This window comes from Roseovarius sp. MBR-6 (assembly GCF_040547525.1).
Classification (GTDB): domain Bacteria; phylum Pseudomonadota; class Alphaproteobacteria; order Rhodobacterales; family Rhodobacteraceae; genus Roseovarius.
In genome coordinates this window covers 82,321-107,004 of record NZ_JBEPPW010000010.1, presented here as the reverse complement: position 1 = coordinate 107,004, position 24,684 = coordinate 82,321, and the positions used below count along the sequence as shown (strand labels likewise).

General features: G+C 67.0%; 23 protein-coding genes and 1 tRNA gene. 9 read left to right on the top strand and 15 right to left on the bottom strand.

What is annotated here, in order from left to right:
- Window positions 1-331: 331 nt before the first annotated feature.
- Genes dxs through ABIE57_RS13370 form a run of 3 tightly spaced genes read right to left on the bottom strand, consistent with a single transcriptional unit; the run spans window position 332 to window position 3,388 of the window.
- Window positions 332-2,260 carry a 1-deoxy-D-xylulose-5-phosphate synthase gene (dxs, locus tag ABIE57_RS13380; RefSeq protein ID WP_354539532.1) on the bottom strand — a complete coding sequence of 643 codons (1,929 nt, stop codon included), beginning with the start codon at window positions 2,258-2,260 and terminating at the stop codon, window positions 332-334.
- A 22-nt stretch (window positions 2,261-2,282) separates the two neighbouring features.
- Complete coding sequence (locus tag ABIE57_RS13375) at window positions 2,283-3,146, bottom strand: polyprenyl synthetase family protein (protein ID WP_354539531.1); 864 nt, start codon at window positions 3,144-3,146, stop codon at window positions 2,283-2,285.
- Window positions 3,146-3,388 carry an exodeoxyribonuclease VII small subunit gene (locus tag ABIE57_RS13370; RefSeq protein ID WP_354539530.1) on the bottom strand — a complete coding sequence of 81 codons (243 nt, stop codon included), beginning with the start codon at window positions 3,386-3,388 and terminating at the stop codon, window positions 3,146-3,148. Before ABIE57_RS13370 ends, ABIE57_RS13375 begins: the two co-directional genes overlap by 1 nt.
- A 102-nt stretch (window positions 3,389-3,490) precedes the next feature.
- Here ABIE57_RS13370 and ABIE57_RS13365 point away from each other — a divergent pair, with 102 nt between their 5' ends.
- On the top strand, window positions 3,491-4,402 hold the full coding sequence (locus tag ABIE57_RS13365) for a phosphotransferase (protein ID WP_354539529.1): 912 nt from the start codon (window positions 3,491-3,493) through the stop codon (window positions 4,400-4,402).
- A 3-nt stretch (window positions 4,403-4,405) separates the two neighbouring features.
- On the opposite strand, the gene ABIE57_RS13360 is transcribed toward ABIE57_RS13365, so the two are convergent.
- The gene (locus ABIE57_RS13360) at window positions 4,406-5,944 is read right to left on the bottom strand and encodes a helicase HerA-like domain-containing protein (protein ID WP_354539528.1); all 1,539 of its coding nucleotides are present in this window, start codon (window positions 5,942-5,944) and stop codon (window positions 4,406-4,408) included.
- A gap of 411 nt (window positions 5,945-6,355) precedes the next feature.
- Here ABIE57_RS13360 and ABIE57_RS13355 point away from each other — a divergent pair, with 411 nt between their 5' ends.
- On the top strand, window positions 6,356-6,994 hold the full coding sequence (locus ABIE57_RS13355) for an invasion associated locus B family protein (protein WP_354539527.1): 639 nt from the start codon (window positions 6,356-6,358) through the stop codon (window positions 6,992-6,994).
- A gap of 131 nt (window positions 6,995-7,125) precedes the next feature.
- On the opposite strand, the gene ABIE57_RS13350 is transcribed toward ABIE57_RS13355, so the two are convergent.
- The 3 genes from ABIE57_RS13350 to ABIE57_RS13340 form a co-directional block, all read right to left on the bottom strand.
- Entirely contained in the window at window positions 7,126-8,337 is a 1,212-nt protein-coding gene (locus ABIE57_RS13350) for a beta-ketoacyl-[acyl-carrier-protein] synthase family protein (RefSeq protein WP_354539526.1), read from the bottom strand.
- Complete coding sequence (locus ABIE57_RS13345; protein WP_354539525.1) at window positions 8,334-8,594, bottom strand: acyl carrier protein; 261 nt, start codon at window positions 8,592-8,594, stop codon at window positions 8,334-8,336. Before ABIE57_RS13345 ends, ABIE57_RS13350 begins: the two co-directional genes overlap by 4 nt.
- Before the next feature lie 265 nt (window positions 8,595-8,859).
- Window positions 8,860-10,509 (bottom strand): L,D-transpeptidase family protein, encoded by a 1,650-nt coding sequence (locus ABIE57_RS13340; protein WP_354539524.1) that lies wholly within the window; start codon window positions 10,507-10,509, stop codon window positions 8,860-8,862.
- Window positions 10,510-10,847: 338 nt separating this feature from the next.
- Here ABIE57_RS13340 and mepK point away from each other — a divergent pair, with 338 nt between their 5' ends.
- Window positions 10,848-11,417 carry a peptidoglycan L,D-endopeptidase MepK gene (mepK, locus tag ABIE57_RS13335; protein WP_354539523.1) on the top strand — a complete coding sequence of 190 codons (570 nt, stop codon included), beginning with the start codon at window positions 10,848-10,850 and terminating at the stop codon, window positions 11,415-11,417.
- Between the two features lie 69 nt (window positions 11,418-11,486).
- Here the strand turns inward: mepK and ABIE57_RS13330 are convergent.
- A tRNA-Leu gene (locus ABIE57_RS13330) sits at window positions 11,487-11,570 on the bottom strand.
- A 119-nt stretch (window positions 11,571-11,689) separates the two neighbouring features.
- On the opposite strand from ABIE57_RS13330, the gene ABIE57_RS13325 reads away from it, so the two are divergent.
- Window positions 11,690-12,268, top strand: a complete 579-nt coding sequence (locus ABIE57_RS13325) for a YqaA family protein (RefSeq protein WP_354539522.1) — start codon at window positions 11,690-11,692, stop codon at window positions 12,266-12,268.
- A 4-nt stretch (window positions 12,269-12,272) separates the two neighbouring features.
- Complete coding sequence (locus ABIE57_RS13320) at window positions 12,273-12,752, top strand: disulfide bond formation protein B (protein WP_354539521.1); 480 nt, start codon at window positions 12,273-12,275, stop codon at window positions 12,750-12,752.
- 276 nt (window positions 12,753-13,028) lie between these two features.
- Here the strand turns inward: ABIE57_RS13320 and ABIE57_RS13315 are convergent, their stop codons facing one another.
- Window positions 13,029-13,457: an Lrp/AsnC family transcriptional regulator gene (locus tag ABIE57_RS13315; RefSeq protein WP_354539520.1), complete on the bottom strand. Its 429-nt coding sequence runs from the start codon at window positions 13,455-13,457 to the stop codon at window positions 13,029-13,031.
- A gap of 116 nt (window positions 13,458-13,573) precedes the next feature.
- Between ABIE57_RS13315 and rocF the strand changes: the two genes are divergently transcribed.
- The 3 genes from rocF to ABIE57_RS13300 are packed head-to-tail and all read left to right on the top strand — an operon-like array spanning window position 13,574 to window position 16,146.
- Window positions 13,574-14,503: an arginase gene (gene rocF / locus ABIE57_RS13310; protein ID WP_354539519.1), complete on the top strand. Its 930-nt coding sequence runs from the start codon at window positions 13,574-13,576 to the stop codon at window positions 14,501-14,503.
- A gap of 10 nt (window positions 14,504-14,513) precedes the next feature.
- Entirely contained in the window at window positions 14,514-15,572 is a 1,059-nt protein-coding gene (ocd, locus tag ABIE57_RS13305; RefSeq protein ID WP_354539518.1) for an ornithine cyclodeaminase, read from the top strand.
- A gap of 43 nt (window positions 15,573-15,615) precedes the next feature.
- On the top strand, window positions 15,616-16,146 hold the full coding sequence (locus ABIE57_RS13300; RefSeq protein ID WP_354539517.1) for an isochorismatase family protein: 531 nt from the start codon (window positions 15,616-15,618) through the stop codon (window positions 16,144-16,146).
- A gap of 1 nt (window position 16,147) precedes the next feature.
- On the opposite strand, the gene ABIE57_RS13295 is transcribed toward ABIE57_RS13300, so the two are convergent.
- The 3 genes from ABIE57_RS13295 to purM all read right to left on the bottom strand — a co-directional run bounded on the left by ABIE57_RS13295 (window position 16,148) and on the right by purM (window position 19,382).
- Window positions 16,148-17,488, bottom strand: coding sequence for a DEAD/DEAH box helicase (locus tag ABIE57_RS13295; RefSeq protein WP_354539516.1), 1,341 nt, complete (start codon window positions 17,486-17,488; stop codon window positions 16,148-16,150).
- 257 nt (window positions 17,489-17,745) lie between these two features.
- Window positions 17,746-18,339: a phosphoribosylglycinamide formyltransferase gene (gene purN / locus ABIE57_RS13290; RefSeq protein WP_354539515.1), complete on the bottom strand. Its 594-nt coding sequence runs from the start codon at window positions 18,337-18,339 to the stop codon at window positions 17,746-17,748.
- Window positions 18,336-19,382 carry a phosphoribosylformylglycinamidine cyclo-ligase gene (gene purM / locus ABIE57_RS13285; protein ID WP_354539514.1) on the bottom strand — a complete coding sequence of 349 codons (1,047 nt, stop codon included), beginning with the start codon at window positions 19,380-19,382 and terminating at the stop codon, window positions 18,336-18,338. Before purM ends, purN begins: the two co-directional genes overlap by 4 nt.
- Before the next feature lie 176 nt (window positions 19,383-19,558).
- Between purM and ABIE57_RS13280 the strand changes: the two genes are divergently transcribed.
- Entirely contained in the window at window positions 19,559-21,478 is a 1,920-nt protein-coding gene (locus tag ABIE57_RS13280) for a tetratricopeptide repeat protein (RefSeq protein WP_354539513.1), read from the top strand.
- A 60-nt stretch (window positions 21,479-21,538) separates the two neighbouring features.
- Here ABIE57_RS13280 and ychF read toward each other — a convergent pair whose 3' ends face one another.
- The 3 genes from ychF to ABIE57_RS13265 form a co-directional block, all read right to left on the bottom strand.
- Complete coding sequence (ychF, locus tag ABIE57_RS13275; RefSeq protein ID WP_354539512.1) at window positions 21,539-22,636, bottom strand: redox-regulated ATPase YchF; 1,098 nt, start codon at window positions 22,634-22,636, stop codon at window positions 21,539-21,541.
- 72 nt (window positions 22,637-22,708) lie between these two features.
- A complete protein-coding gene (locus ABIE57_RS13270) occupies window positions 22,709-23,572 on the bottom strand; it encodes a DMT family transporter (protein WP_354539511.1) in 864 nt (287 codons plus the stop codon).
- Between the two features lie 154 nt (window positions 23,573-23,726).
- Window positions 23,727-24,653: a pirin family protein gene (locus tag ABIE57_RS13265; RefSeq protein ID WP_354539510.1), complete on the bottom strand. Its 927-nt coding sequence runs from the start codon at window positions 24,651-24,653 to the stop codon at window positions 23,727-23,729.
- Window positions 24,654-24,684 lie beyond the last annotated feature (31 nt).

Genomic DNA, 24,684 nt, shown 5'->3' with positions numbered 1-24,684 from the left:
AAGCAGGGTAGCGGACACTGGCAGTCAGGGCCGTTTGCTGTTCTTTAAATACCCCGCGCGAGGGCCCGACCGCGGGTGGGCGCTCTGACGGTCGTGGGTGGCACTTTATGGTTCAGGATACTTGAACGCTCGCTCGTGCCGCAGCGCTGCAACAGCGCCCGCCCGGGGGGCGGTCGGGCGCTCGCGCGGCGGTGTGCAAGCACACCTTGATTCCGCGCGGGGAACGAAGCTCACCCCGCAAGACCGCCCGCCGTGCCGTCCACCGGATCCCCGAGGATGTCTCCGGATACCGTCCGACACACCCTGCCCCGTGAGCATCCCGGATCGCGGCTCAGGCCCGCCTGCCCGCGATCTGGCCGAGCCCCATCACCTCGAGCACCTTGGCCTCGATCTGCGGCGCGTTCATCGCCGCCACGTCATACATCTGCGCGGGGCTGGCCTGATCTATGAAACTATCGGGCAGCACCATGGAGCGGAATTTCAGCCCGCGGTCAAAAACTCCCGCTTCGGCCAGCAAGTGGCTGACATGGCTTGCAAAGCCGCCAATGGCCCCTTCCTCGACCGTGATCAGCGCCTCGTGCCTTGCGGCCAGATCGAGGATCATCTCGCGGTCGAGCGGCTTGGCAAAGCGGGCATCGGCCACCGTTGGCGTGATCCCGCGCGCGGCCAATGCCTCGCAGGCCGCCAGCACCTCCGACAGCCGCGTGCCGAACGACAGGATGGCCACCCTCGCCCCCTCGCGCACGATCCGGCCACGCCCGATCTCGAGCGGCACGCCGCGCGCGGGCATCTCGACGCCCACCCCCTCGCCGCGCGGATAACGAAAGGCGATCGGCCCTGCGTCATGCGCCGCCGCCGTGGCGACCATATGCACAAGCTCGGCCTCGTCGGCGGCGGCCATCACCACGAAGCCCGGCAGGTTGGCCAGAAACGCCACGTCGAACGCCCCCGCATGGGTCGCGCCGTCGGCCCCCACAAGCCCCGCGCGATCAATGGCAAAGCGCACCGGCAGGCGTTGAATGGCCACGTCATGCACCACCTGATCATAGCCGCGTTGCAGAAACGTCGAATAAAGCGCGCAAAAGGGCCGCATCCCGCCCGCCGCAAGCCCCGCCGAGAACGTCACCGCGTGTTGCTCGGCAATGCCCACATCGAAGAGGCGCGACGGATACCGCTCGGCAAAGAGGTTGAGGCCGGTGCCATCGGGCATCGCCGCCGTCACCGCGCAGATACGCGGATCGTCCGCCGCCTCGGCCAGCAGCGCATCGGCAAAGACGCGGGTATAGCTTGGCGCGTTCGACGGCGCCTTTTTCTGCTTGCCGGTCAGCACGTCGAATGTCGCCGTCGCGTGGCCGCCGTCGCGCGCCTCCTCGGCGGGGGCATAGCCCTTGCCCTTCTTGGTCAGCACGTGAATGAGCATCGGCCCCGTCGCCCGCGCCTTGACGGTCCGCAAGACCGGCAGAAGCTGCCCCAGATCGTGCCCGTCGATCGGGCCGACATAGGAAAAGCCCAGCTCCTCGAAGAGCGTGCCACCCACGGCCAGCCCCTTGAGCATGTCCTTGGCCCGCCGCGCGCCTTCCTGAAAGGGCGGCGGCAGAAGCGAGATCGCGCCCTTGGCGGCGGCCTTGAACTCCTGGAACGGCTCGCCCGCATAGAGCCGCGAGAGATAGGCCGAGAGCGCCCCCACCGGGGGCGCAATGGACATCTCGTTGTCGTTCAGGATCACGAAGAGCCGCTTTTTCAGATGCCCGGCATTGTTCATCGCCTCGAAGGCCATGCCGGCACTCATCGCGCCATCGCCAATGACCGCGATGGCATCGCCATGGCCGGTCTCGCACGGCCCCCCCAGATCGCGCGCCACGGCAAAGCCCAAGGCCGCGCTGATCGAGGTGGAGCTGTGCGCCGCGCCGAACGGGTCATAGGGCGATTCCGACCGCTTGGTGAAGCCCGACAGCCCGTCCTTCTGGCGCAGCGTGCGGATGCGGTCGCGCCGCCCGGTCAGGATCTTGTGCGGATAGCACTGATGCGACACGTCCCAGATGATCTTGTCGCGCGGTGCGTCAAAGACATGGTGCAGCGCCACGGTCAATTCCACCACCCCCAGCCCCGCGCCCAGATGGCCGCCGGTCTCCGAGACCGCCGAAATCGTCTCGGCGCGCAATTCCTGCGCAAGCTGCACAAGCTGCGCCTCGCTCAGACCCTTGAGATCGGCGGGCACATGGACCTTGTCGAGCAGCGGCGTTTTCGGACGGTCGGTCATGACACCCCTCCCCGGGGCAAACTCAGCTTTCGCGCGAGATAACGAAGCGGGCCAGATCGCGCAACCCGTCGCCCCGCGCCCCGTAAGAGGATAGCGCGTCGCAGGCGCTGTCAACCAGTGCCCGCGCCCGCGCACGCGCGCCCTCGAGCCCCAGCAACGACACGAAGGTGGCCTTGCCCGCGGCGGCATCCTTGCCCACAGCCTTGCCCGCGGCACCTGCATCGCCTGTCACGTCGATCACGTCATCCTGGATCTGAAAGGCCAGGCCAAGTGCCCGCGCATAGGCCGCGAGCGGGGCCGTGTCGGCGCGCGCCATCACCGCCCCCGCCACCGCCGCCCATTCAATGAGCGCGCCGGTCTTGCCCGCCTGCAACGCGGTGATCTCGTCAAGGTCGAGCGGCGCGGGCGCACTTTCGGCGGCGATGTCGCGCGCCTGTCCCAGCACCATGCCGCGCCCGCCCGCCGCGCGCGCCAGCCCCAGTGCCAGATCGGCCCGCACATCGCCCGCGCCACAGCGCGGATCGGCCACCATCTCGAACGCGAGCGCCTGAAGCGCGTCACCGGTCAGGATCGCCGTCGCCTCGTCCCATTTGACATGCACGGTGGGCTGCCCCCGGCGCAGCGCATCGTCATCCATCGAGGGCAGATCGTCATGCACGAGGGAATAGGCGTGCAGCGCCTCGATGGCGCCTGCGGGCCAGAGCGCGGACGCCTCCGCCACGCCATGCAGACGCGCGCCCTCCAGCACCAGATGCGCACGGATGCGCTTGCCGCCCCGCGTGGCGTAGCGCATCGCCGCGGTCACCGGTCCCGCCGGGTAACCCGCCAGAACGGTGTCCAGATGAGCCGCCACCCGTTCGGCATCCCGGCCAAGGCGCGCGTGCATCACCCCTCCGCCAACGGGCGGCTGCCCGTGGGGTTGCCCTCGGCGTCGAGCGTGATGGCGTGAACCTTCTCTTCGGCCTCCTTGAGCTTTTCCTCGCAGCGCTTCTTGAGCAGCGCGCCCCGCTCGTAAAGGGCGATCGACTCGTCAAGCGCCACATCGCCGCGTTCCAGACGGCTCACCACCTGTTCCAGCTCCTGCATCGCCTGCTCGAAACTCAGTTCCGTGACGGGGGTCGCGCTCATGCTCATATCCTGCTGCCTGACTTCCGGGCATGACCTTAACCGCGCAGGGCACGGGGCGCAATTCGGTTGACGGCGGGCAAGGCTTGGGAAAATCTCCGGCCCATGTCCGATGACGATCCACGCCCCGACATCGACCTGCCCGAGGGGGCAGAGATCACCGAGGTCCTGCGCCTCGTGCCGGGCAAACGCGCGGTCTTTGCCGGGCATTGGCAGGGGCGCGCGGCGATCTTCCGACTGGCCGAGCCCGCCACAGCCGAGTTGCAGGCCCGCGAATGGCACGAAGCGCGGCGCATCTGGCCCTATATGCAGGGCGCGCGCTTTCGCGTGGCCGAGCCGCTGGCCTATTTGCCGGACCTGCGTCTCATGGTGATGGAGCGCGCGCCCGGCACGCCGCTTCTGCAATGGCTCTGGCAGGCCGCGCCGGAGACGCGCGGCGCGGCCCTTGCCCCGGCCGCGCACTGGCTGCGCCGCTACACGGATGTCTCCGAAAGCTGGGCGCGCGCCACGCCCGCAGGCTGGCTTGCCCGCGCCGCCCGCTGCGCCGCAGCACAGCCTTTCGCGCGCCTGCGCAGCCTCGAGGCCGATATCCTCGCAGCCCTCGCGCAACTTGGTCGGCGGATCGAGACCGAGGATTGGCGCATGGCGATCTGCCATGGCGATTTTCACCCCAACAACCTGCTGCACGACGGGGCGCGCCTGACGGGCATCGACACCGGTGCCTCGGCGCAAATGCCGGTCTGCCGCGATATCGCGCGGTTTCTGATGCATCTCGCGCGGCGCGGCATGGCCCCCTCGGGCCAGACATGGTGCGGTGCCGATGCGGCCCTCGCGGCGGCCTTTACCGATGCCTTTGCCCTGACCACGTTCGAGCAGCGCGTGGTTCTGCCCTTCTTTCTGGGCATAGACGCGCTTTTGCGGGTCGAGACCGAGGGCCTCAAGCGCCGCCGCCTGCGCCTTGCCGAAGCGGCCTATGCGGCCCTGCGCGATGATCTCGCGCGGCTCTCGCCCGCGTGACCGTCATCGCCCCCGGAACAGCCCGCCGAGGATACCGCGCACCAGCCGCCGTCCCGTCGTGCCCTGCAACTCCTTGAGCACCGCCGAGGTGATGGCACCGCCAAGGCTGTCGGTGGCGCGCCCGCGCGTCGTGCGGCCGGGGCTTGCGCCCCCCGAATAGCGCCGCGCCGTCTTGAACTCGCGCGCCGCTTCTTCTTCGGCAGCCGCCTGCGCCTCGGCCGCTTCGGCCTCCTTCGCCGCCGCCTCGGCCCGCGCAGCCAGCACCTCGAAGGCCGAGCGCCGGTCGATCACCGCCTCATACTTGCCCGCCACCGGCGAGCCGGCGATGACCGCGCGCCGCGTGGCCGCGTCACAGGGGCCAAGCTGCGTCGCGGGCGGGCGGATGAGCGTGCGCTCGACCACCCCCGGCACGCCCTTGCCCTCCAGAAGCGAGGTCACCGCCTCGCCGGTGCCGACATCGCGGATCGCCTCCGCCGTGTCGAAGCGCGGATTGGGCCGGTAGGTCTCGGCGGCGCGCTTGAGCGCCTTCTGGTCGCGCGCGGTAAAGGCGCGCAGCGCGTGCTGGAACCGGTTGCCAAGCTGGCCCAGGATCGCGTCGGGCACGTCATCGGGGTTCTGGGTGATGAAGTAGACCCCTACCCCCTTGGACCGGATGAGGCGCGCCACCTGCTCCACCTTGTCGACCAGAGCCTTGGGCGCATCATCGAACAACAGATGCGCCTCGTCGAAAAAGAACACCAGCTTCGGCTTGTCGGGATTGCCCACCTCGGGCAGTTCCTCGAACAGCTCGCTCAGCAGCCACAGCAGAAAGGTTGCATAAAGGCGCGGCGATTGCACCAGCCTGTCGGCGGCAAGGATGTTGACATGCCCCCGCCCCTCTGGCGTCACCCGCATGAGATCCGAAAGATCCAGCGCCGGTTCGCCGAAGAAATACGCGCCGCCCTGATTTTCCAGCACCAGAAGCGCCCGTTGGATCGCCCCCACCGAGGCCGCCGTGACATTGCCGTAGCGCAGCGACAACTCGGCCGCCTGCTGACCCACAAAGGTCAGGAGCGCCTGCAAATCCTTCAGATCCAGAAGCGGCAGCCCCTCTTCGTCCGAGACGCGGAACGCGATGTTGAGAACCCCCTCCTGCGCCTCCGAGAGCGCCATCAGCCGCGCCAGCAGAAGCGGCCCCATCTCGGCCACGGTGGTGCGCACCGGATGTCCCTGCTCGCCGAAGAGATCCCAGAAGATGACCGGGAAAGCGTCATAGCGAAACCCGTCGAAGCCGATTCGCGCGGCGCGCTCGGTAAAGGGCCCGTGCAGCTTGCCTCCCGGATCGCCCGCCTCGGCCATGCCCGAGATGTCACCCTTGATATCCGACAGGATCACCGGCACGCCCGCATCCGAGAATCCCTCGGCCAGAATTTGCAGCGTCACCGTCTTGCCGGTGCCGGTCGCCCCGGCAATAAGCCCGTGCCGGTTGCCGAATTTCAGCAAAAGCTCCTGCGCCGCACCATAGTCCGGCCCGCCGCCACCCACGAAAATCGCCTCTGACACGCCACCCCTCCCGGTCCAGAAATCGTCACGGTGCGACCATACAATCTTAACCCTTCTGTGCCAGAGTGAAATCACGCCCGGTCCCGAGTGTCCTCCCGGACCGGGTGACTTCCTCCCTGTCAGACTGGCCGCGCCCTCGGGTGCGGCCTTTTTTCTTCACGGCCCCACTTCACCTGTTGACGCAACCGGTCTTCTGTCCTAGCGTTCAGCCAAATACTAAGTCGGCCAGTCCGACGGGGAGAGAAACGTTGTTTGAAAGAGGTCCACGGGCCTCTTTCTTCTTGTGCGGGGGCAGCATAGCCGCGCGCGACATGTCGCCCGCGCCTGCTTCGGAGACGCGATTTCATCCTGACACTCCCCAGCCGACGTGGTAGACGCCTGCCAAACTCGTCCGAAACCCATGGGGATAAAATGTCCAAGACCGTGTTCCGCCTCACTCTCGCCGCTCTTCTCGCCGTATCGACCGCCGCAGGCGCGCAACAGGCCGAAAGCCCGGCAGGCGATGCCCAGACCGACGCCGCCCCGGCGCAGACCGAAGCGCCGGTCAACCCGGTGCCCGGGCTCGATACCGGACGCGTGGTCGATGACGAGAACGCCCCCTATATCCGGGAGACCCATGGCGACTGGTCGATGCGCTGCTTTCCCAACGAGGTTGAGGGCCAGGGCGACGACCTGTGCCAGATGTATCAGCTCCTGACCGAGGAGGCCGGCAATCCCGTGGCCGAAATCAGCATCTACCGCCTTGCCGGCGGCGGTCAGGTTGTGGCCGGGGCCACGCTCGCGGTGCCGCTCGGCACGCTGCTCACCGAAGAGGTCAAGCTTTCGGTGGATAGCGGCAAGGCCAAGAGCTATGCCTATTCGTTCTGCACCATGGCAGGATGCTTTTCGCGGATCGGTTTGGCGCAGGTCGATATCGACGCAATGAAACGCGGTTCCAAAGCCACGATCGAAATCGTGCCCGCCCAGGCCCCGGATCAGATCGTGCGCATCGACGCCTCGCTCGTGGGCTTCACTGCCGCCTTCGAGGCGACCTCGACGATCACGAACTGAGGCGCCCTGTCACCCTCGGACATGCACTGAGGGTCTCCCGACAAAAGACCCTCCGGCTTGGCCGGAGGGTCATGTTTTTGGGGACCCCGTCATCCTCGGGCCAGACCCGGGGATATCCCCTCATGAGCGCCTCAGCCGAACCGCCGCAGAGCCATGACCGCATTCAGCCCGCCAAAGGCAAACGCGTTCGACAGCGCGACATCGACATGCGCCTCGCGCGCCTCGTTCGGCACCACGTCGAGCGCGCATTCCGGGTCCGGCTCCTCATACCCGATGGTGGGCGCAATCACCCCGTCGCGCAGCGCCATGATGCAGGCCAGCAGTTCCACCGCCCCCGTCGCGCCGATGAGGTGCGCGTGCATCGACTTGGTCGAGGTGATCATCAGCTTGTCGGCATGATGCCCAAAGACATCGGCCACCGCCGCGCATTCGGTCTTGTCATTGGCCGCCGTGCCGGTGCCATGGGCGTTGATATAGCCCACGTCCTCGCGGTTCACGCGTGCATCGCGCAGCGCACCCGCGATCGCCCGCGCCGCGCCCTGTTTCGAGGGCATGACGATATCGGCCGCGTCCGAGGTCATGGCAAAGCCGACCACCTCGGCCAGGATTTCCGCGCCGCGCCGCTTCGCGTGCTCCAGCTCCTCGAAGACAAAGATCGCCGCGCCCTCGCCCTGCACCATGCCGTTGCGATTGGCCGAGAACGGGCGGCAGGCGTCGCGGCTCATCACCCGCAGCCCTTCCCATGCCTTGACCCCGCCGAAACACAGCATGGACTCGGACCCGCCCGTCACCATCACCGGGGTGATGCCGCCATGCACCATCTGGAAGGCCTGCGCCATGGCGTGATTGGACGACGCACAGGCCGTCGAGACGGTGAAGGTCGGCCCCTTGAGGTTGAACTCCATCGACAGGTGGCTGGCGGCGGCGTTGTTCATCAGCTTGGGCACCACGAAGGGATGGACCCGGTTCTTGCCCTCCTCGTAGACGGTGCGGTAATTCTCGTCGAGCGTGGTCATGCCGCCGCCGGAATTGCCAAGGATCGCCCCCGCCCGCGCCGCCAGTTCGCCGGAGAACTCAAGCCCCGCCTGCCCGATCGCCTCGCGCGCGGCAATCAGCGTGAACTGCGTGAACCGGTCATAGAGCGCCAGTTGCTGCCGGTTGAAGCGCGCCACCGGATCATAGCCCTTGACCTGCCCGCCGATGCGAATCGACAGCCGCTCCACATCCTTGAACTCCAGATCGCCGATGCCGCAGCGCCCCTCGCGCATCGACTCGAGCGTCGTGGGCACATCATGGCCAAGCGCGTTGATCGTGCCCGCCCCGGTTATGACAACGCGTTTCACGCCTGCTCCGCGATCAGCCGCTCGATGCCCGCGATGATCGAGCGCACGGAGGAAATGTCGAAATCGCCCTTCTCCGGCTCGTTGGCGTTGAATGGCACCGCGATGTCAAAGGCTTCCTCGATGGCAAAGATGCTCTCGACAAGGCCGAGGCTGTCGATGCCCAGATCCTCCAGTGTGCTGTCAAGGGTGACATCTGCGGGTTCGAGCACCGCCTGTTCGGCGATGATCGCGATCACCCGGTCCTGAATGCTGCTCATGATGCGGTCTTTCCTTTCACCGCCCCGGCGGGGGCGCATCTCGGGGTCTTGTGCGTCAGTTACGTAACGGATTTTTAAAGGCTGAGCACCGCGCGCACAATCTTTTGCGGCGGCGCTGCCGCACCGCCGCGATTACGATGGATCACTTGCCACGGCACCGGATCTCCGGCGTTCCGGTTTTTCGCTGAAACACGGAAACGCTTTGAGGATTTGATTTGACACAATTTCGAACCGAAAAAGTCTATCAGATTTTTCCGAAATGGCTTTAGCTGTTCGGCCCGCCAAGCGTCACACCGGCGCGTTCCAGCGCCTCCCAGATGCGGGCGTCCCGACCGTAGACATCGCCGCGATACTGCATCTTGCCGCCGGGTTTCGTCACCGCCGTGCGATAGATCAGGTGGACCGGAACATGCTCCTCGAGCTGCACATAGGTCTCGCGTTTCGTCGCCAGGACCGAGTGAAAAAATGCCTTTGGATCCGCCTCCTGGCGCGACAATATCTCATAGGCAAAGTCGAAGGGCTGTTGCAGGCGGATGCAGCCCGAACTGAAGTCACGCTTCTCGTGCTGGAACAGCTCTTTCTGCGGCGTGTCGTGCAGGTAGATGTTCCACTTGTTCGGGAACATGAACTTGACCAGCCCGAGCGCATTGCTGTCCGATGGCGGCTGCTTGATCGCAAAGGGAAAATTGCGCCCGTTATACGCGTTGAAATTCACCGCACCCCGCGGCACCTCCCGCCCCCGGCTGTCATAGATCTTGAGATAGGAGGCGGCATTGCGATTCGCCTGAAGCCGCGGCAGGTAATCCCGCGCCATGATCGAGCGCGGCACATGCCAGGTCGGGTTGATGACCAGATGCTCCATCTCGTCAGAGAATTCCGGGCTGCGCCGGTCGCTCGTGTTCTTGCCGATCACCGCGCGGGTCTCGAAGGTGATGCGGTCGTCGTCGATGATGCGGGCACTGAAATCCGCAAGGTTTACAAGGATATGCCGCATGCCGCGCGCATTGGTGAGCCAACGCTCGCGCTCCATCGCCACGATCACCGAGCGCAGCCGGTCCTCGGGCGTGGTGTTGAGAACGGCCATCGTGCTCGGTCCCGCGACGCCATCGGGTTCAAGCCCGTGATCGCCCTGAAACGCCTGCACCGCCGTCTGGATCGTGCCGTCATAAGAGGCCGCCGCACTGCGCGCGAGATACCCCATGGCCACGAGCCGGTTGCGCAGCGCGATCACCGCCGGGCCGGTCGCGCCGGGCCTGAGACTTTCCGCTGCCACCGGTGCGCCCCAGCCACCCCCGGCAACAAGCCGTTCCAGATCCAGCTTTTGCTTTTGCAGACGGCGGTATTCGTTCGATTGCGGCACCAGCGCGCGCAGGGCCGCGCGCGGCTCTTTCGCGCGCACCTCGTCCAGCAGATCCGACGCCTCCCGGCGCGCAACCTCGCGCTTGATGTCGCCATCCACGCGCGACGGAATCACGATGCCGCTTTGCAGGTCCCGCGCATAGGCAAGATAGGCACGGCTCAACGCCACCTCCGCCTCGGCCAGCGCCTGCACCGAGCGGACATCGCCCAGCCGCGCCATCAGGCCCGGCACATCGTAGCGCGCCACCGGCAGGCCATGCACGTCCGCCTCACCAAGCGCGCGCAACAGCGCCGCGCGCCGCGCGCGATCCGCCTCACCCTCTCCGGTCCAGAGCGGCGCATAGCCACTTTCCCGGTAATAGTCCGCCAGCGCCCGGTCCGGGGCCGCCGCCTCTGCCACCGCCTGACGAAAGGCCGTCTCCTCGGCGCGCGCCTGCGCCACGGCCAGCGCCTCGGCCAGAGCGCCCGACACGGCGGGCGCGAGCAGACCGGGCGTTCCCTCCGCGCGTGGCGCGGTCGCGGCCAGCGTGCCCAGCACACAGAAAACCGCACCCATGCTCCAAAGTCCCGGCACCATACCCATACGTCTCTCCCAGTCGCGCTTTCGCTTTCGATCCTGCCAATATTTCACTGAAACCTCAATTCTTTCCTAACGTTTTCATGTCACGCTTTCCCAATTCCACGTGACGTGGGGCTTTTCGGCACCGGGGTCGCATTGCCGCCACAGCGGCCGGCAATGCGCAGATTCCCGCCGAAACCGCTTGCCGTTCACGCAGTGTGACAAAAGGGGGCTTGGTTGATGATTCTTGTTATGCCATACAAAACCGGCATCTGGGGATGATGACACAAGCCGCGAAACAGTGGCTCATACAGGCGACGGGACAGGCGCTATCAATGACTGATTTCAGCTCGACTGGACTTTCCCGCCGTGGCGTTCTTGCGGCCTTCGCCGCGACACTCGTCACAGCGGCTCCGACCTTCGGCAATGCAGCAGGGTTCCTGCGCGGGGCGGGCGACATCCGAAGGTTGCGCATGGTGTCTCCGCGCACCGGAGAGCGGATCGACACGATCTACTGGATCGAGGGTGAATACATCCCCGAGGCGCTCAAGGAAATCAACGTGTTCATGCGCGACTGGCGCACCAATCAGGCGCATGGCATCGACCGGCGCACGGTGGATATCCTGACCGCAAGCCACAATCTGCTTGCGGCGAGCGAGCCCTACACGCTGCTCAGCGGCTATCGCAGCCCGCAGACCAACGCCATGCTGCGCTCACGGTCGGGCGGGGTGGCCAAGAATTCGCGCCACATGATCGGCGAGGCCGCCGATCTGCGCCTTGGCAGCCGCTCGGTCGATCAGATTTACCGCGCGGGCGTGGCCTGTGGCGGCGGCGGCGTCGGGCGATACTCGGGCTCGAACTTCGTTCACATGGATTGCGGCCCGGTGCGAAGCTGGGGCCGCTGAGCGGGCAGCGCGACAACAGATATACAAGCAAAGGCGGCGCATCCGTGCCGCTTTTTGCCTTTCTGAAAATGGTGCGGGTGGTCGGACTCGAACCGACACTCCTTGCGGAAAGGGTGTTTGAGACCCTCGCGTCTACCATTCCGCCACACCCGCGCCTGATGCGTCTTTAGCCAAGCACGGCGGCCCCGTCCAGAGCCAGTTGCAGCGAAACGGATCTTGACCGCGCCCGCCCCGCATGGTGTGTCCGCGCCAAGACCCAAAGGGAGACACCGATGCTGCGCGCGCTCTATGACCGGACGATCCGCATGGCCGAACATCGGCACGCGCTCTGGGTGCTCGCGGTGATCTCCTTCGCGGAAAGCTCGGTTTTTCCGATTCCGCCCGATGTGCTGATGATTCCCATGATCCTCGCGCGCCCCTCGCGCGCCTGGCTGGTTGCAACCGTGGCACTGGTCTCCTCGGTGCTGGGCGGGATGCTCGGCTATGCCATCGGCGCGTTTGCCTATGAGGGGCTCGGCCAACCGATCCTCGCCGCGCTCGGCAAGGGCGATGCCATGACCGCCTTCAGCACCCGGTTCAACGATTTCGGCTTCTGGGCGGTGCTCACGGCAGGCGTGACGCCGTTTCCCTACAAGGTCATCACCATCATGTCGGGCTGGACGGCGATGCCGCTTGGCACCTTCATCGCCACGTCGATCCTTGCGCGCGGTATCCGGTTCTTCCTCGTGGCCGCACTTTTGTGGAAATTCGGCGCGCCGGTGCGCGACTTCATCGAGCGCAAGCTTGGCCTGCTGACCATCCTTTTCATCGTGCTGCTGTTCGGCGGCTTCTACCTCACACGCTATCTCTGAGACCATGACACGCCAGAAAACCCTCCTTCTGCTCGCCGCCGCAGGCTCCGCCGCCCTTCTGCTCGGGGCGTTTGCCTTTCAGCATCTGGGCGGCATGGCGCCGTGCAAGCTCTGCATCTGGCAGCGCTGGCCGCATGGCATCGCCATTGGCCTTGGCCTGGCCGGTCTTGTCGCCCTGCCCACGCTCATGGCCGGTCTGGGCGCGCTTGCCGCCCTCGCCACCGCCGCCATTGGCGGCTACCATACCGGGGTGGAGCGCGGCTGGTGGCAAGGCCCCTCGGATTGCTCGGGCGGCCCGGTCGGAGGCCTGAGCACCGAGGATCTCTTCGCGCAGATCATGGCCGCGCCATTGGTGCGCTGCGACGAGGTGCCGTGGGAAATGTGGGGCCTGTCGATGGCAAGCTGGAACATGGTGGTTTCGCTCGGCCTGATGCTCGTCTGGCTGATGGCGCTGCGCGCGCGGCAGGGGCGGCGGGGGGCCTGAAGGGGACATTGGTGGAGCCGCGCGAGGGCCCGACCGCGGGTGGGCGCTGCTCGGGCTTTGGTGGTCGCTTTATGGTGCCAAATACTGGAACGATTGAAGGGAGTTTGACGTTGCAGAAGCGCCCGCCCGCCACGCCGGAGGCGTGCCGATTATAATCGGCGCACCTTCGGTGCGACGGGGCGGTCGGGCGCACGCGCGGCGGCGTGCAAGCACGCCTTGATTCCGCGCGGGGGACAGGAGGCGACCGTCACCTTCAAGCCATGACAGGCCACTCCCCTACCCCCCCGATTTCCAGGTATTGAGCAACAGGCTCGTCTCCGAACCCGAAATCCCGTCGAACCGCCTGATCTGCGCCAGCACCCGGTCGAGCGCCTCCAGCGTCTCGGTGCCGATCTCGACGATGAGATCCCAGCGGCCGTTGGTCGCGTGGATCGCGCGCACCGCACTCAACCCGTTCAATTGCCGGATGATCCGGTCCGTGCCGCGCCCCTCGATGCCCAGCATCATCAGCCCGCGCACCGGATCGCGCAGCGTATCGTCGCGCAAGACCACCGAAAAGCCGACGATCTCGCCTTTCGCCTGAAGCCGCTCGATCCGCGCCCGCACGGTGGTGCGCGACACGCCAAGACCAAGGGCCAGATCCGAGAGCGAAGCGCGCGCATCGTGGCGCAGCGCCGAGAGCAGGCGGCGGTCGGTGTCATCCATATCGAAGCCTCTTGCGTTCGTTTTGACTGAATTGCGCCCGTTATGTGCAAAACAATCCCTTTCAATCAACCGAATTCGACGTCACCTTCAGCGCAACCCGTCACAGGAGGCCAGACATGTCCGTCAAGGATATCATTCTCATCGGCGCGCCCGTCGATAGCGGCAAGGACCGGCGCGGCTGTCTCATGGGGCCGGATGCCTATCGCACCGCGGGGATTGCCGAGGCGCTGCGCGACCTCGGCCACCGTGTCAGCGACCGGGGCAATCTTGCCCCCGCGCCTGCCGCGCCCGCGCCCGACATGCCGCCCCATGTCCACCAACCCGCCAAGACGGCAGGCTGGACCGCCACGCTGATCGAGGCGGGGCAAGAGGCCATGGCCGAAGGCTTGCCCATCTTTCTGGGCGGTGATCACAGCCTGTCGCTCGGCTCGGTTGCGGGGGTGGCGGCCCATGCGGCCCGCGCGGATCGCCCGCAATTCGTGCTCTGGCTCGACGCGCACAGCGATTACCACACCCCGCAAAGCACCGCCTCGGGCAACCTGCACGGCACGCCCATCGGCTATGTCACCGGGCGTGCGGGCTTTCACGGCTTTCCGCCCGTGGCCCACCCGATCCCCGAGGAGAACATCTGCCTGCTGGGTCTGCGGTCGGTGGATGCGGCCGAGCGCGCGGCGCTGGAGCCGACGAAAATCCGCCGCCACGACATGCGCGAGATCGACGAGCGCGGCATTTCCAGCCCGCTGGCGGAGTTCCTCGATCATGTCGCCGCCCGGAACGGCGCGCTGCATGTCTCGCTCGATGTGGATTTCCTTGATCCCTCCTTCGCCCCCGCCGTCGGCACCACCGTTCCGGGCGGGGCCACCATCCGCGAGGCGCATCTGGTGATGGAGATGATCTGCGACAGCGGCCTCATGACTTCGCTCGATCTGGTCGAGCTCAATCCCTTTCTTGACGAGCGCGGACGCACCGCGCAGGTGATGGTCGATCTTGCCGCCTCGGCCCTTGGCCGCCGCGTCTTCGACCGCGCCACCCACGCCCATATCTGAGGACCTGACCATGACGCTTGCCCCTTCCGACAAGGCCCTCGTGCCCTTCGTCTCGGTCGATCACATGATGAAACTGGTGCACCATATCGGCATCGAGCCGATGCTGCGTGGCCTCGCCGAGTATATCGAGGCCGATTTCCGTCGCTGGCAGCTTTTCGACAAGACCCCGCGCATCGCCTCGCATTCCGCCGAAGGCGTGATCGAGCTCATGCCCACCTCGGATGGCGAGGTCTACGGCTTCAAATACGTGAACGGCCATCCCAAGAACACGAAAGAGGGGCTTCAGACCGTCACCGCCTTTGGCCTGCTGGCCAATGTCGGCAATGGCTATCCGGTGCTTCTGTCGGAAATGACGGTATTGACCGCCCTGCGCACGGCGGCCACCTCGGCCATGGTGGCGCGTCACCTTGCCCCCAAGGGCGCCGACACAATGGCGATGATCGGCGCGGGCGCGCAGTCGGAATTCCAGAGCCTTGCCATGAAGGCGATCTGCGGCCTGAAATCCGTGCGCCTCTATGACATCGACGCGGCGGCCACGGAGAAGGCCGCGCGCAACCTCGCGGGGCTGGGGCTCGACGTGGTGGCCTGCGGTTCTGCCGAGGCCGCGATGGAAGGCGCGCAGATCATCACCACCTGCACCGCCGACAAGCAATATGCCACGATCCTGACCGATAACATGGTGGGCGCTGGCGTGCACATCAACGCGATCGGCGGCGATTGCCCCGGCAAGACCGAACTGGCCCCGGCGATCCTGCACCGATCCTCGATCTTCGTGGAATATCCCGAACAGACCCGGATCGAGGGCGAGATCCAGCAGCTTGACCCCGATCACCCGGTCACTGAATTCTGGCAGGTGCTTGCGGGCACGGCGCCGGGCCGCCGCAGCGCCGCCGAGATCACGCTTTTCGACAGCGTGGGCTTTGCCATCGAGGATTTCAGCGCCCTGCGTTACGTGCGCGACCGGATCGCGGGCACGGGTCTTTTCACCCCGCTCGACCTGCTCGCCGATCCGGACGATCCGCGCGACCTCTTCGGGATGGTGATGCGGGCAGGACCCGGTGCAGGCTGACGCGGCCCTTGCCAAGCCTGCCCTGACGCGGCAGGCTTGCGCCATGCTTGACGCGCGCGCCTCTCACCTTCTGTTGATCGACTATCAGGCCCGCCTCATGCCCGCGATCCATGGAGGCGCGGGGGTTGTAGCCAATGGCGCGCGGCTGTTGCACGCCGCGCGTCTCCTTGACGTGCCGCGCAGCTTTACCGAGCAGAACCCCGACAGTCTCGGGCGCACGGTGCCGGACCTTGCGCCAGAGTCGGGCGAGGCGGTGCTGGCGAAAATGAGCTTTGACGCCTGTGCCGACACCGCCCTCATGACGGAAATTCCCGCCGCCCGCCGGCTTGTCGTCTGCGGCTGCGAGGCGCATGTCTGCGTGTTGCAAACGGTTCTGGGGCTGCTGGGTGCCGGGCGTGCCGTGGCACTTGTGGCCGATGCCACAGCCTCGCGCGTGAGCGGCAACCGTGACGCCGCACTGGCGCGCATGGCGCGTCACGGGGCCGAGATCGTCACCACCGAGATGGTTCTGTTCGAGTGGCTGAGAAGCGCCAGACATCCCCGCTTCCGCGAGGTGCTGGCGCTTGTCAGATAGATCAGGCGGCCTGACGCGTGCGGCGGCGGCTGCGTGCCGCTGCCCCCGGCTTGGCCTGCCCCGGCTTGGCGGAGCCGTGATTGCCCCCGCCATAACCGCCCGCGCCGCCATAACCACCGGCACCCGTCTTGGCCCCGCCCGGCTTGCCGCCGCCACCGGCGCGGCGCGGTCCGCCCCGGCCTGCGGGTTTGGCTTTCTGGCCCGGCATCACCTCCCACGGCGTGCCCGAGGCAACCGGGATGGTCATGCCCAGAACTTTCTGGATGTCCTTCAACTCGCCCATCTCGTCGGGCGCGCAAAAGGCAATCGCCGCGCCATCGCGCCCCGCGCGCGCCGTGCGCCCGATGCGGTGCACGTAATTGTCCGGCACGTTCGGCAATTCGTAATTATAGACGTGCTTCACGTCCGGAATGTCGAGGCCGCGCGCGGCCACATCCGTCGCCACCAGCACCTTGGAGTGACCGTCGCGGAACGAGCGCAGCGCGCGATCGCGCTGACCCTGGCTCTTGTTGCCGTGGATCGTGGCCACCGCGTAGCCCGCCTGCTCCAGCCGCTGTGCCAGCTTGTCGGCACCATGCTTGGTGCGGCCAAAGACCAGCGCCAATTCATCGCGGTGCTTGTCGAGCATCTCGATCAGCAGATCGGCCTTGGCGGCCTTGGCGATGAAATGCACCTCCTGCGTGATCTTGTCGGCGGGCTTGCCCGGCGGGCTGACCTGCACGCGGCGGGGATTTTTCAGATAGCTTGACGCGATCTCTTCCATCTGCTTGGGCATGGTGGCCGAAAAGAGCATGGTCTGACGCTCGGCAGGCAGAAGGCCCGCGATGCGGCGCAGCGCATGGATGAACCCCAGATCGAGCATCTGATCGGCTTCGTCGAGCACCAGAAAGCTTGCGGTGTCGAGGCGCAGCGCGCGCCGGTCGATGAGGTCGAGAAGCCGCCCCGGTGTGGCGACAAGAATATCGCAGCCCCGGTCCATGCGGTTGATCTGTGCGCTGATCGAGGTGCCGCCAACCACAAGGTTGATGCGGATCGCGCTGTCCTTGACCAGCGGCATGAGCGCGTCGCGGATCTGCCCTGCCAGTTCGCGCGTCGGCGCAAGGATGAGGCTGCGCACGGATTTGGGCTCCGGACGCCCGGGGTTGGCCATCAGCCCCGCCACCAGCGGCAGACCAAAGGCCAGCGTCTTGCCGGTGCCGGTCTGCGCCAGCCCCATCACGTCATCGCCGTCAAGCGCGTGCGGAATCGCGCGGGTCTGGATCGGCGTCGGCTCGGTGATGCCAAGTGCGGCAAGCTTGCGGGTCAGCGTCTCGGGCAGGCCCATCGTGTCGAAAAGAGTCAAATCAAGTCCTTTCAGGCGCCGGGCCCCTGCCCGCGCACCCGTGATCGTGGTTGCACCATGGGCAAGGCGGGGCCACATGCCCACGCCCTCCGGCCGGTGTCTGGCCCCACGCGTGATTTCGGGAACAGGTCCGCGACATTTCATCTGAACGGCACATGAGGGCCGGACTGCTCACGCGGCAGGAAATATCGGTTGAGCGCCATATGGCGGCGGCGCGCGCAGAAGTCAAGCACGACACGGCGCGCGTGCGCAGAATGTCAGGGCAGCAGGACCGGGCGACGGTCCCCGGCGGCAAAGCGGCGCAGCACCATCGGATAAAGGATATGCTCCTGCGCCAGCACCCGCGCGGCCAGCGTCTCGGGCGTGTCACCCGCCAGCACCGGCACCCGCGCCTGCCCCAGGATCGGCCCGTCATCGAGCGCGGGCGTGACCTCGTGCACGGTGCAGCCCGCCTCTTGCTCGCCCGCCGCAAGCGCGCGGGCATGGGTGTTGAGCCCGCGATATTTCGGCAAGAGCGAGGGGTGGATATTGATCATCCGCCCCGCCCATTGGCCCACGAAACCCACCGTGAGCACCCGCATGAACCCGGCAAGGCAGATGAGGTCGATCTCGTGCGGGACAAGCCGCCCGGCAATCTCGGCCTCGAACGCCGCGCGGTCCTTGCCGAAGGGGCGGTGATCCACCACCTCCGTGGGCAGGCCCTGCGCACGCGCCCAGGCGATGCCGCCCGCGCCCGCGTCATTGGAGAAGATGAGCGCGGGCCGCGCCGGATGATCGCCCACCATCGAGGCCACCAGCGCGCGCATGTTCGACCCGCCCCCGGAGAGGAAAATCGCCACGTGCCGTGTCACAGCACGCGGCCCTCATAGCGCACGCCTGCGCCCGAAACCACGCGCCCGAGGCGCGCAACGCCCTCGCCCGCCCCTGCAAGGGCCGCCTCTATCTCGTCCGCGCGCGCCGGATCGACCACCACCACCATGCCGATGCCGGCGTTGAAGGTCTTGAGCAGTTCCGCCTGCGCCATGCCGCCGGTCGCGGCCAGCCAGCGGAACACACCGGGCAATTGCCATGCGCCAAGGTCGATCTCGACCCCCAGCCCCTCGGGCAGGACGCGCGGCACGTTTTCCGTCAGCCCGCCGCCGGTGATATGGGCAAGGCCCTTCACGCCGCCAGCCTTCAGCGCCGCCAGCGCGGGGCGCACATAAAGCCGCGTGGGGGCCAGCAGCGCCGCGCCGAGCGTGCCCTCACCCCAGGGGCAGGGATCGTCCCAGCCGAGGCCCGAGATCTCGACGATCCGGCGCACAAGGCTGTAGCCGTTGGAATGCACCCCGTCCGAGGCGAGCCCCAGCAGGACATCGCCCTCGGCCACGTCCCGCGGCAGGTCCGTGCCGCGCTCCATCGCGCCCACGGCAAAGCCCGCAAGGTCGAAATCGCCCGCCGGATACATCCCCGGCATTTCCGCCGTCTCGCCGCCGATCAGCGCGCAGCCCGAGGCGGCACAGCCCCGCGCGATGCCCTCGACGATGCGCGTGGCCTGTTCGACCTCGAGCTTGCCGGTGGCGAAATAGTCAAGGAAAAAGAGCGGCTCCGCCCCCTGACAGATCAGGTCATTGACGCACATCGCCACCAGATCGACGCCCACACCGTCGACAATCCCGGTGTCGATGGCGATGCGCAGCTTGGTGCCCACCCCGTCGGTCGCCGCGACCAGCACCGGATCCGAAAACCCCGCCGCGCGCAGATCGAACAGCCCGCCAAAGCCGCCCAGCCCCGACATCACGCCGGGGCGGCGCGTGGCGGCGGCGGCGGGCTTGATCCGCTCGACAAGGGCATTTCCGGCGTCGATATCGACGCCCGCCTCCGCATAGGTGATGCCGTTCCTGCTCTCGCTCATGGCGTCGTCCTCTCGCATGTCGCGGCACGGGTTAGACGATTGCCCCGCCCCGCGCAATCGCAAAGCAGGGGTCGGCCGCGCCCCCGGCGGCCGGATCCGGAGCGGGGCCGGAGCCGGATGAAAACCGTTGACCGGCCTGCGCCCCCGGCTAAGGTCGCCGTGCGGAGGGTGGCGTGATGGTCGAAAAGGTTTTGCACGCGGGCAATGTTTCGGCCTGTGTCGGGGCGGTGGTCACGGCGGCAGAGACCAGCGTCTTTGGCGGGGCGACGCTGATGATCGGGGCCGCCCTCTCCGGTCTTGCACTCTTCAGGGGCCTCAAGCCCGCAGAGCAGTCGGTTGCGCAAGACATGGCGCGCGCGCTGGATCAGTATCTGGCGCGCGCGCATCTGACCCCGGATCGCAAGCGGATCATGGTGCAGATGCTCAGTAACTATCCGCCCACCCACACCGATCTTGCCCGCGGCAATATGCTGGCAGAGACCATCGCAGACCATATGCGCGGTCACATCACGACCCACGCCACCGACCCGGCCCATTGCGGCCAAACCGCGCTCGACGATTACGCCGCCATGCTGCGCGCCCTTCTGGCCCCGGTGTTGACGCCGTCAGATGCCACCCAAGCGATGCTGACGGAGCTTCTGGCGCGCACCGACAAGAGCGGCCAATCCGACCGTCTGCGCGATGAGGGGATCACCGAAAACGCCATCATCCGCCTTGCCCAACGCATCGCGCGCGAGACGGACGATCTGGGCCAGGCCTGGCTCGACTTGCAGAACGCCATGGATATCGCCGTGCGGGTGCAGCAGGAAGGGCGTATCCCCTCCAACCACGGCGATTTCGTGGATGAGGTGCTGGCGCGCGCGACCCGCCTGTCGGCCACGGGCGACTATACCGCCGCCAGCAGTGCCATAGCCGAGGCTTTGGCCGAGGAAGAGGCGCAGCACCTCGCCCGCACCGCCCGCCTGCTGCACAGCGGGATAGAGATTGCCATGCTCGAGGGCAACAGCGCCCGCGCCGCCACCCTCCTGATCCAAAAGGCCGATCTGGAGGCAGGCGGGCGCGCCGGGTTCGACGACTTGCGCGCATTGCAAGATAGCCATCATGTCGAAGGCCGCGACAAGGGCACCGCCCTGCCCCTGCGCATCGCCATCGACCTCGCCCATGCGCTCCACACCCGCGCCTCCACCGCCGACGAACGCGGCACGGCGCTCAATGATCTGGGGGTGTCGCTGCTAACTGTTGGGGAACGCGAGAGCGGCACCGAACGGCTGCAAGAGGCCGTCATCGCCAATCGCGCCGCCCTGGAGGAATTCCCCCGCGACCGCGTGCCGCTGGCTTGGGCCGGGACGCAGACAAACCTCGGCAATGCGCTGCGAACCCTCGGGGAACGCGAGAGCGGCATCGAGCGGCTGGGCGAGGCCGTCATCGCCTATTGCAACGCCTTGGAGGAATGGACCCGCGACCACGTGCCGCTGCAATGGGCCATGACACATATGAACCTCGGCGCTGCGCTGCAAACCCTCGGGGAACGCGAGAGCGGCACCGCAAGGCTGGAAGAGGCCGTCAACGTCTATCGCCGCGCCCTGGAGGATTACACCCGTGACCGCGTGCCGCTGCAATGGGCCGCAACACAGATGAACCTCGGCACTGCGCTGCAGGCCCTCGGGGAGCGCGAGAGCGGCACCGAACGGCTGGAAGAGGCCGTCATCGCCTATCGCGACGCCCTGGAGGAATTCCCCCGCGACCGCGTGCCGCTCGATTGGGCCATGACACAGATGAACCTCGGCACTGCGCTCGCAACCCTCGGGGAACGCGAGAGCGGCACCGAACGGCTGGACGAGGCCGTCATCGCCTATCGCGACGCCCTAGAGGAATGGACCCGCGACCGCGTGCCGCTGCAATGGGCCATCACCAAAGCCAACCTTGCTGAGTTGGAGCGCGCTTTTTTCGACAAGACTGGCGACGCCGCGCATCTGGATCGGGCAGAAGACCACGCGCGCGCGGCGTTGAAGGTGTTTGACGCCGCCGGGGCCAGCCATCATGCCGCTTATGCCGACACCATCCTCGCCAAAATCGCCGCGCGGCGGGGTGGCTGAGCGGTCATCGCGGCGCCGACACGGATACCGACGCAATTCCGACCGCCGGATTCGCCCCGCTCAGGTGTTGAAGAGGAAATGCAGCACGTCGCCGTCCTTGACGACATAGCTCTTGCCCTCGGACCGCATCTTGCCCGCGTCCTTGGCCTTTTGCTCGCCGCCGAGGGTGACGAAATCCTCAAAGGCGATGGTCTCGGCGCGGATGAAGCCCTTTTCGAAATCGCCGTGGATGACGCCCGCCGCCTTGGGGGCCGGGGTGCCTTGCGGGATGGTCCAGGCGCGCGCCTCCTTGGGGCCGACGGTGAAATAGGTCTCGAGGTGCAAAAGCGCATAGCCCGCGCGGATAAGGCGATCCAGCCCCGCTTCCTCCAGCCCCATTTCCGACAGGAACATCTCGGCCTCCTCGGGTTCCAGCTTGGAAATCTCCTCCTCGATCTGGGCCGAGATCACCACCGAGGCCGCGCCCTGCTCTGCCGCCATGGCCGCCACCGCTTGGGAAAACGCATTGCCGCTGGCCGCACTCGCCTCGTCGACATTGCAGACATAAAGCACCGGCTTTGCGGTCAGCAATTGCAAGAGCCGCCACGCGCGCGCGTCCTCGGCATCGACCGGAACGGTGCGGGCGGGCCGCCCCTCCTCCAGCGCCGCCTGTGCGGCGGCCAACAGCCGGTCGGCCTGAACTGCGTCCTTGTCACCGCCCTTGAGCTTGCGCACCAGCCCCGCGCGGCGCTTTTCCACCGACTCGAGATCGGCCAGCATCAATTCGGTCTCGATCACCTCGGCATCGGCCACCGGATCGACCCGCCCCTCGACATGGGTCACATCGCCATCCTCGAAACAACGCAGCACATGGGCGATGGCATCGGTCTCGCGGATATTGGCCAGGAACTGGTTGCCAAGCCCCTCGCCCTTGCTCGCCCCTTTCACCAGCCCGGCGATATCGACGAAGGTCATCCGCGCGGGGATGATCTGTTTCGATCCGGCGATCTCGGCCAGCCGGTCAAGCCGCGCATCGGGCACCGCCACATCGCCCACGTTCGGCTCGATGGTGCAGAACGGGAAATTGGCCGCCTGCGCCGCAGCGGTGCGCGTCAGCGCGTTGAAGAGCGTGGACTTGCCCACATTGGGAAGCCCCACGATACCCATTCTGAATCCCATCGGAGTGCCTTTCCCGTGCGCCTCGTGTATCGGGGCGCATCTACGGGGGCGGCGGGGGCAAGGTCAAGCGCGTCAGACCTTGGTGGCAGAAACCGGCGGCGTGATCCGCCGCTTGAGCACCGCCTCACGCCAGGAGATGAAGCTGACCGCCGCCACGATCACCGTGCCGCCAAGGATCACAAAGACATCCACCCCCTCGCCAAAGACCAGCGCCCCGAGCAGCACCGCCCAGACCAGTTGCAGGAAGGTGACGGGTTGCGTGACCGTCAGCGGTGCCGCGCTGAAGGCAAGCATCATGGTGTAATGTCCGGCCGTGGCCAGACAGGCGACCGCGAACAGGATCGCCATTTCCCAGGGCGTCGGCGGCACCCAGACGGCGATGGCCATGGGGGCAAGACCGATCGTGACGGTGAGCGACAGCATCGCCACCACCACGCCCGCGCTGACCCGCCCGGTCAGCACCTTGGCCATGAGGTAGGAACCGCCGAAGGTCACCGCCGTGACCAGCATCGCCAGATGCCCCGGCCCCACCTCGCGGAACCCCGGCCGCAGGATGATCAGCGCGCCGCACAGCGCCACGACGATGGCGATCACCCGCCGCACCGCCAGCCGCTCTCCCAGAAAGAGCGCCGCGCCGATGGTGACGTAGATCGGCGCGAGGTAGTTCATCGCCGTGACATCGGCGATCGGGATGCGCGCCATGGCATAGAACCAGAGCGCCACGCCCGCCGTGTGCAGCACGCCCCGCGCCCCGATCAGGCCCCATGTGCCCCGGTCCAGCCGCAGGTTGCGCAGCGTGCCGAGCATCGGCAGGAGAAACACCAGCCCGAGAAAATAGCGCAGGAAAGCCGCCTGAGAGGCCGGCATCCGCGTGCCCAGCACCTTGACCAGAGCGGTGACCCCGACAAAGAGCAGGCCCGTCAGGATCATCCACATGACGCCCCGGACGGGGCTCGACGGGGTCTCGATCAAGGGGGGCCTCTGCGCGCGCATGAACCGCATTAAGTCACGGCGCAGACGCCCTGTCGAGGCGGGCTGCGGCGCTTTGTCATGCGCGAGACGCAAGGCCATATCCCGGTCAAAGCATGGCTCAGGGCAGCGGGATGAAGTCCGTGTCGTCGCCCGGCGGCAGGGCAAAGCGGCCGTGGTCGCGCGACGCCCAGTCGGCCTTGGCCGCCTCGATCAACTCGCGCGAGGAGGCCACGAAATTCCACGAAATATAGCGCGGACCGCCCAGCGTCTCGCCACCCAGAAGCAAAACCCGCGCCCCCGCCTCTCCCGCGCGCAACGAGAGCCGGTCGCCGGGGCGAAACACCATCATGCGCCCCGCCTCGAACACTTGCCCCCCCACGCTGACAGACCCCGAGAGCACATAGGCGCCGCGATCCTCATGATCCTCGGGCAGCGGCACGCCCGCGCCGGGGGCAAGCGTCACATCGGCATAGAACATCTCGGAGAAGGTCGAGACCGGCGCGCGTTCGCCCCAGCCCCGCCCCATGATGAGGCGCAGCCGTGTGCCGCCATCCTCGATCTCCGGCAGCGCCTCGCTGGTGTGATGCTCGAAACTCGCGGCGCGCTCTTCTTCCGCCTCGGGCAGGGCCACCCAGGTCTGGATGCCGAAAAGGCGGCTCTCGCCCCGGCGCGTCGCGTCGCTCGTGCGCTCGGAATGGGTGACGCCGCGCCCCGCGACCATCCAGTTGACAGCCCCCGGATGGATCATCTGGTCGGTGCCAAGGCTGTCGCGGTGCTGAAACTCGCCCTCAAAGAGATAGGTCACCGTGCCAAGGCCGATATGCGGATGGGGACGCACGTCGATCCCCTGCCCGGTCAGGAACTCCGCCGGTCCCATCTGGTCGAAGAAGATGAACGGCCCGACCATCTGCCGCTTTGGCGCGGGCAGCGCGCGGCGCACCTCGAACCCGCCGATATCGCGGGCGCGCGGCACGATCACCGTCTCGATCGCGTCCATGTCTGCCCCTTCGGGGCAATCGGGCTCCAGTCCGGGGTTCCAGCTCATCGCGCCTCTCCTTCTGGCTTCGAGGCCAGTC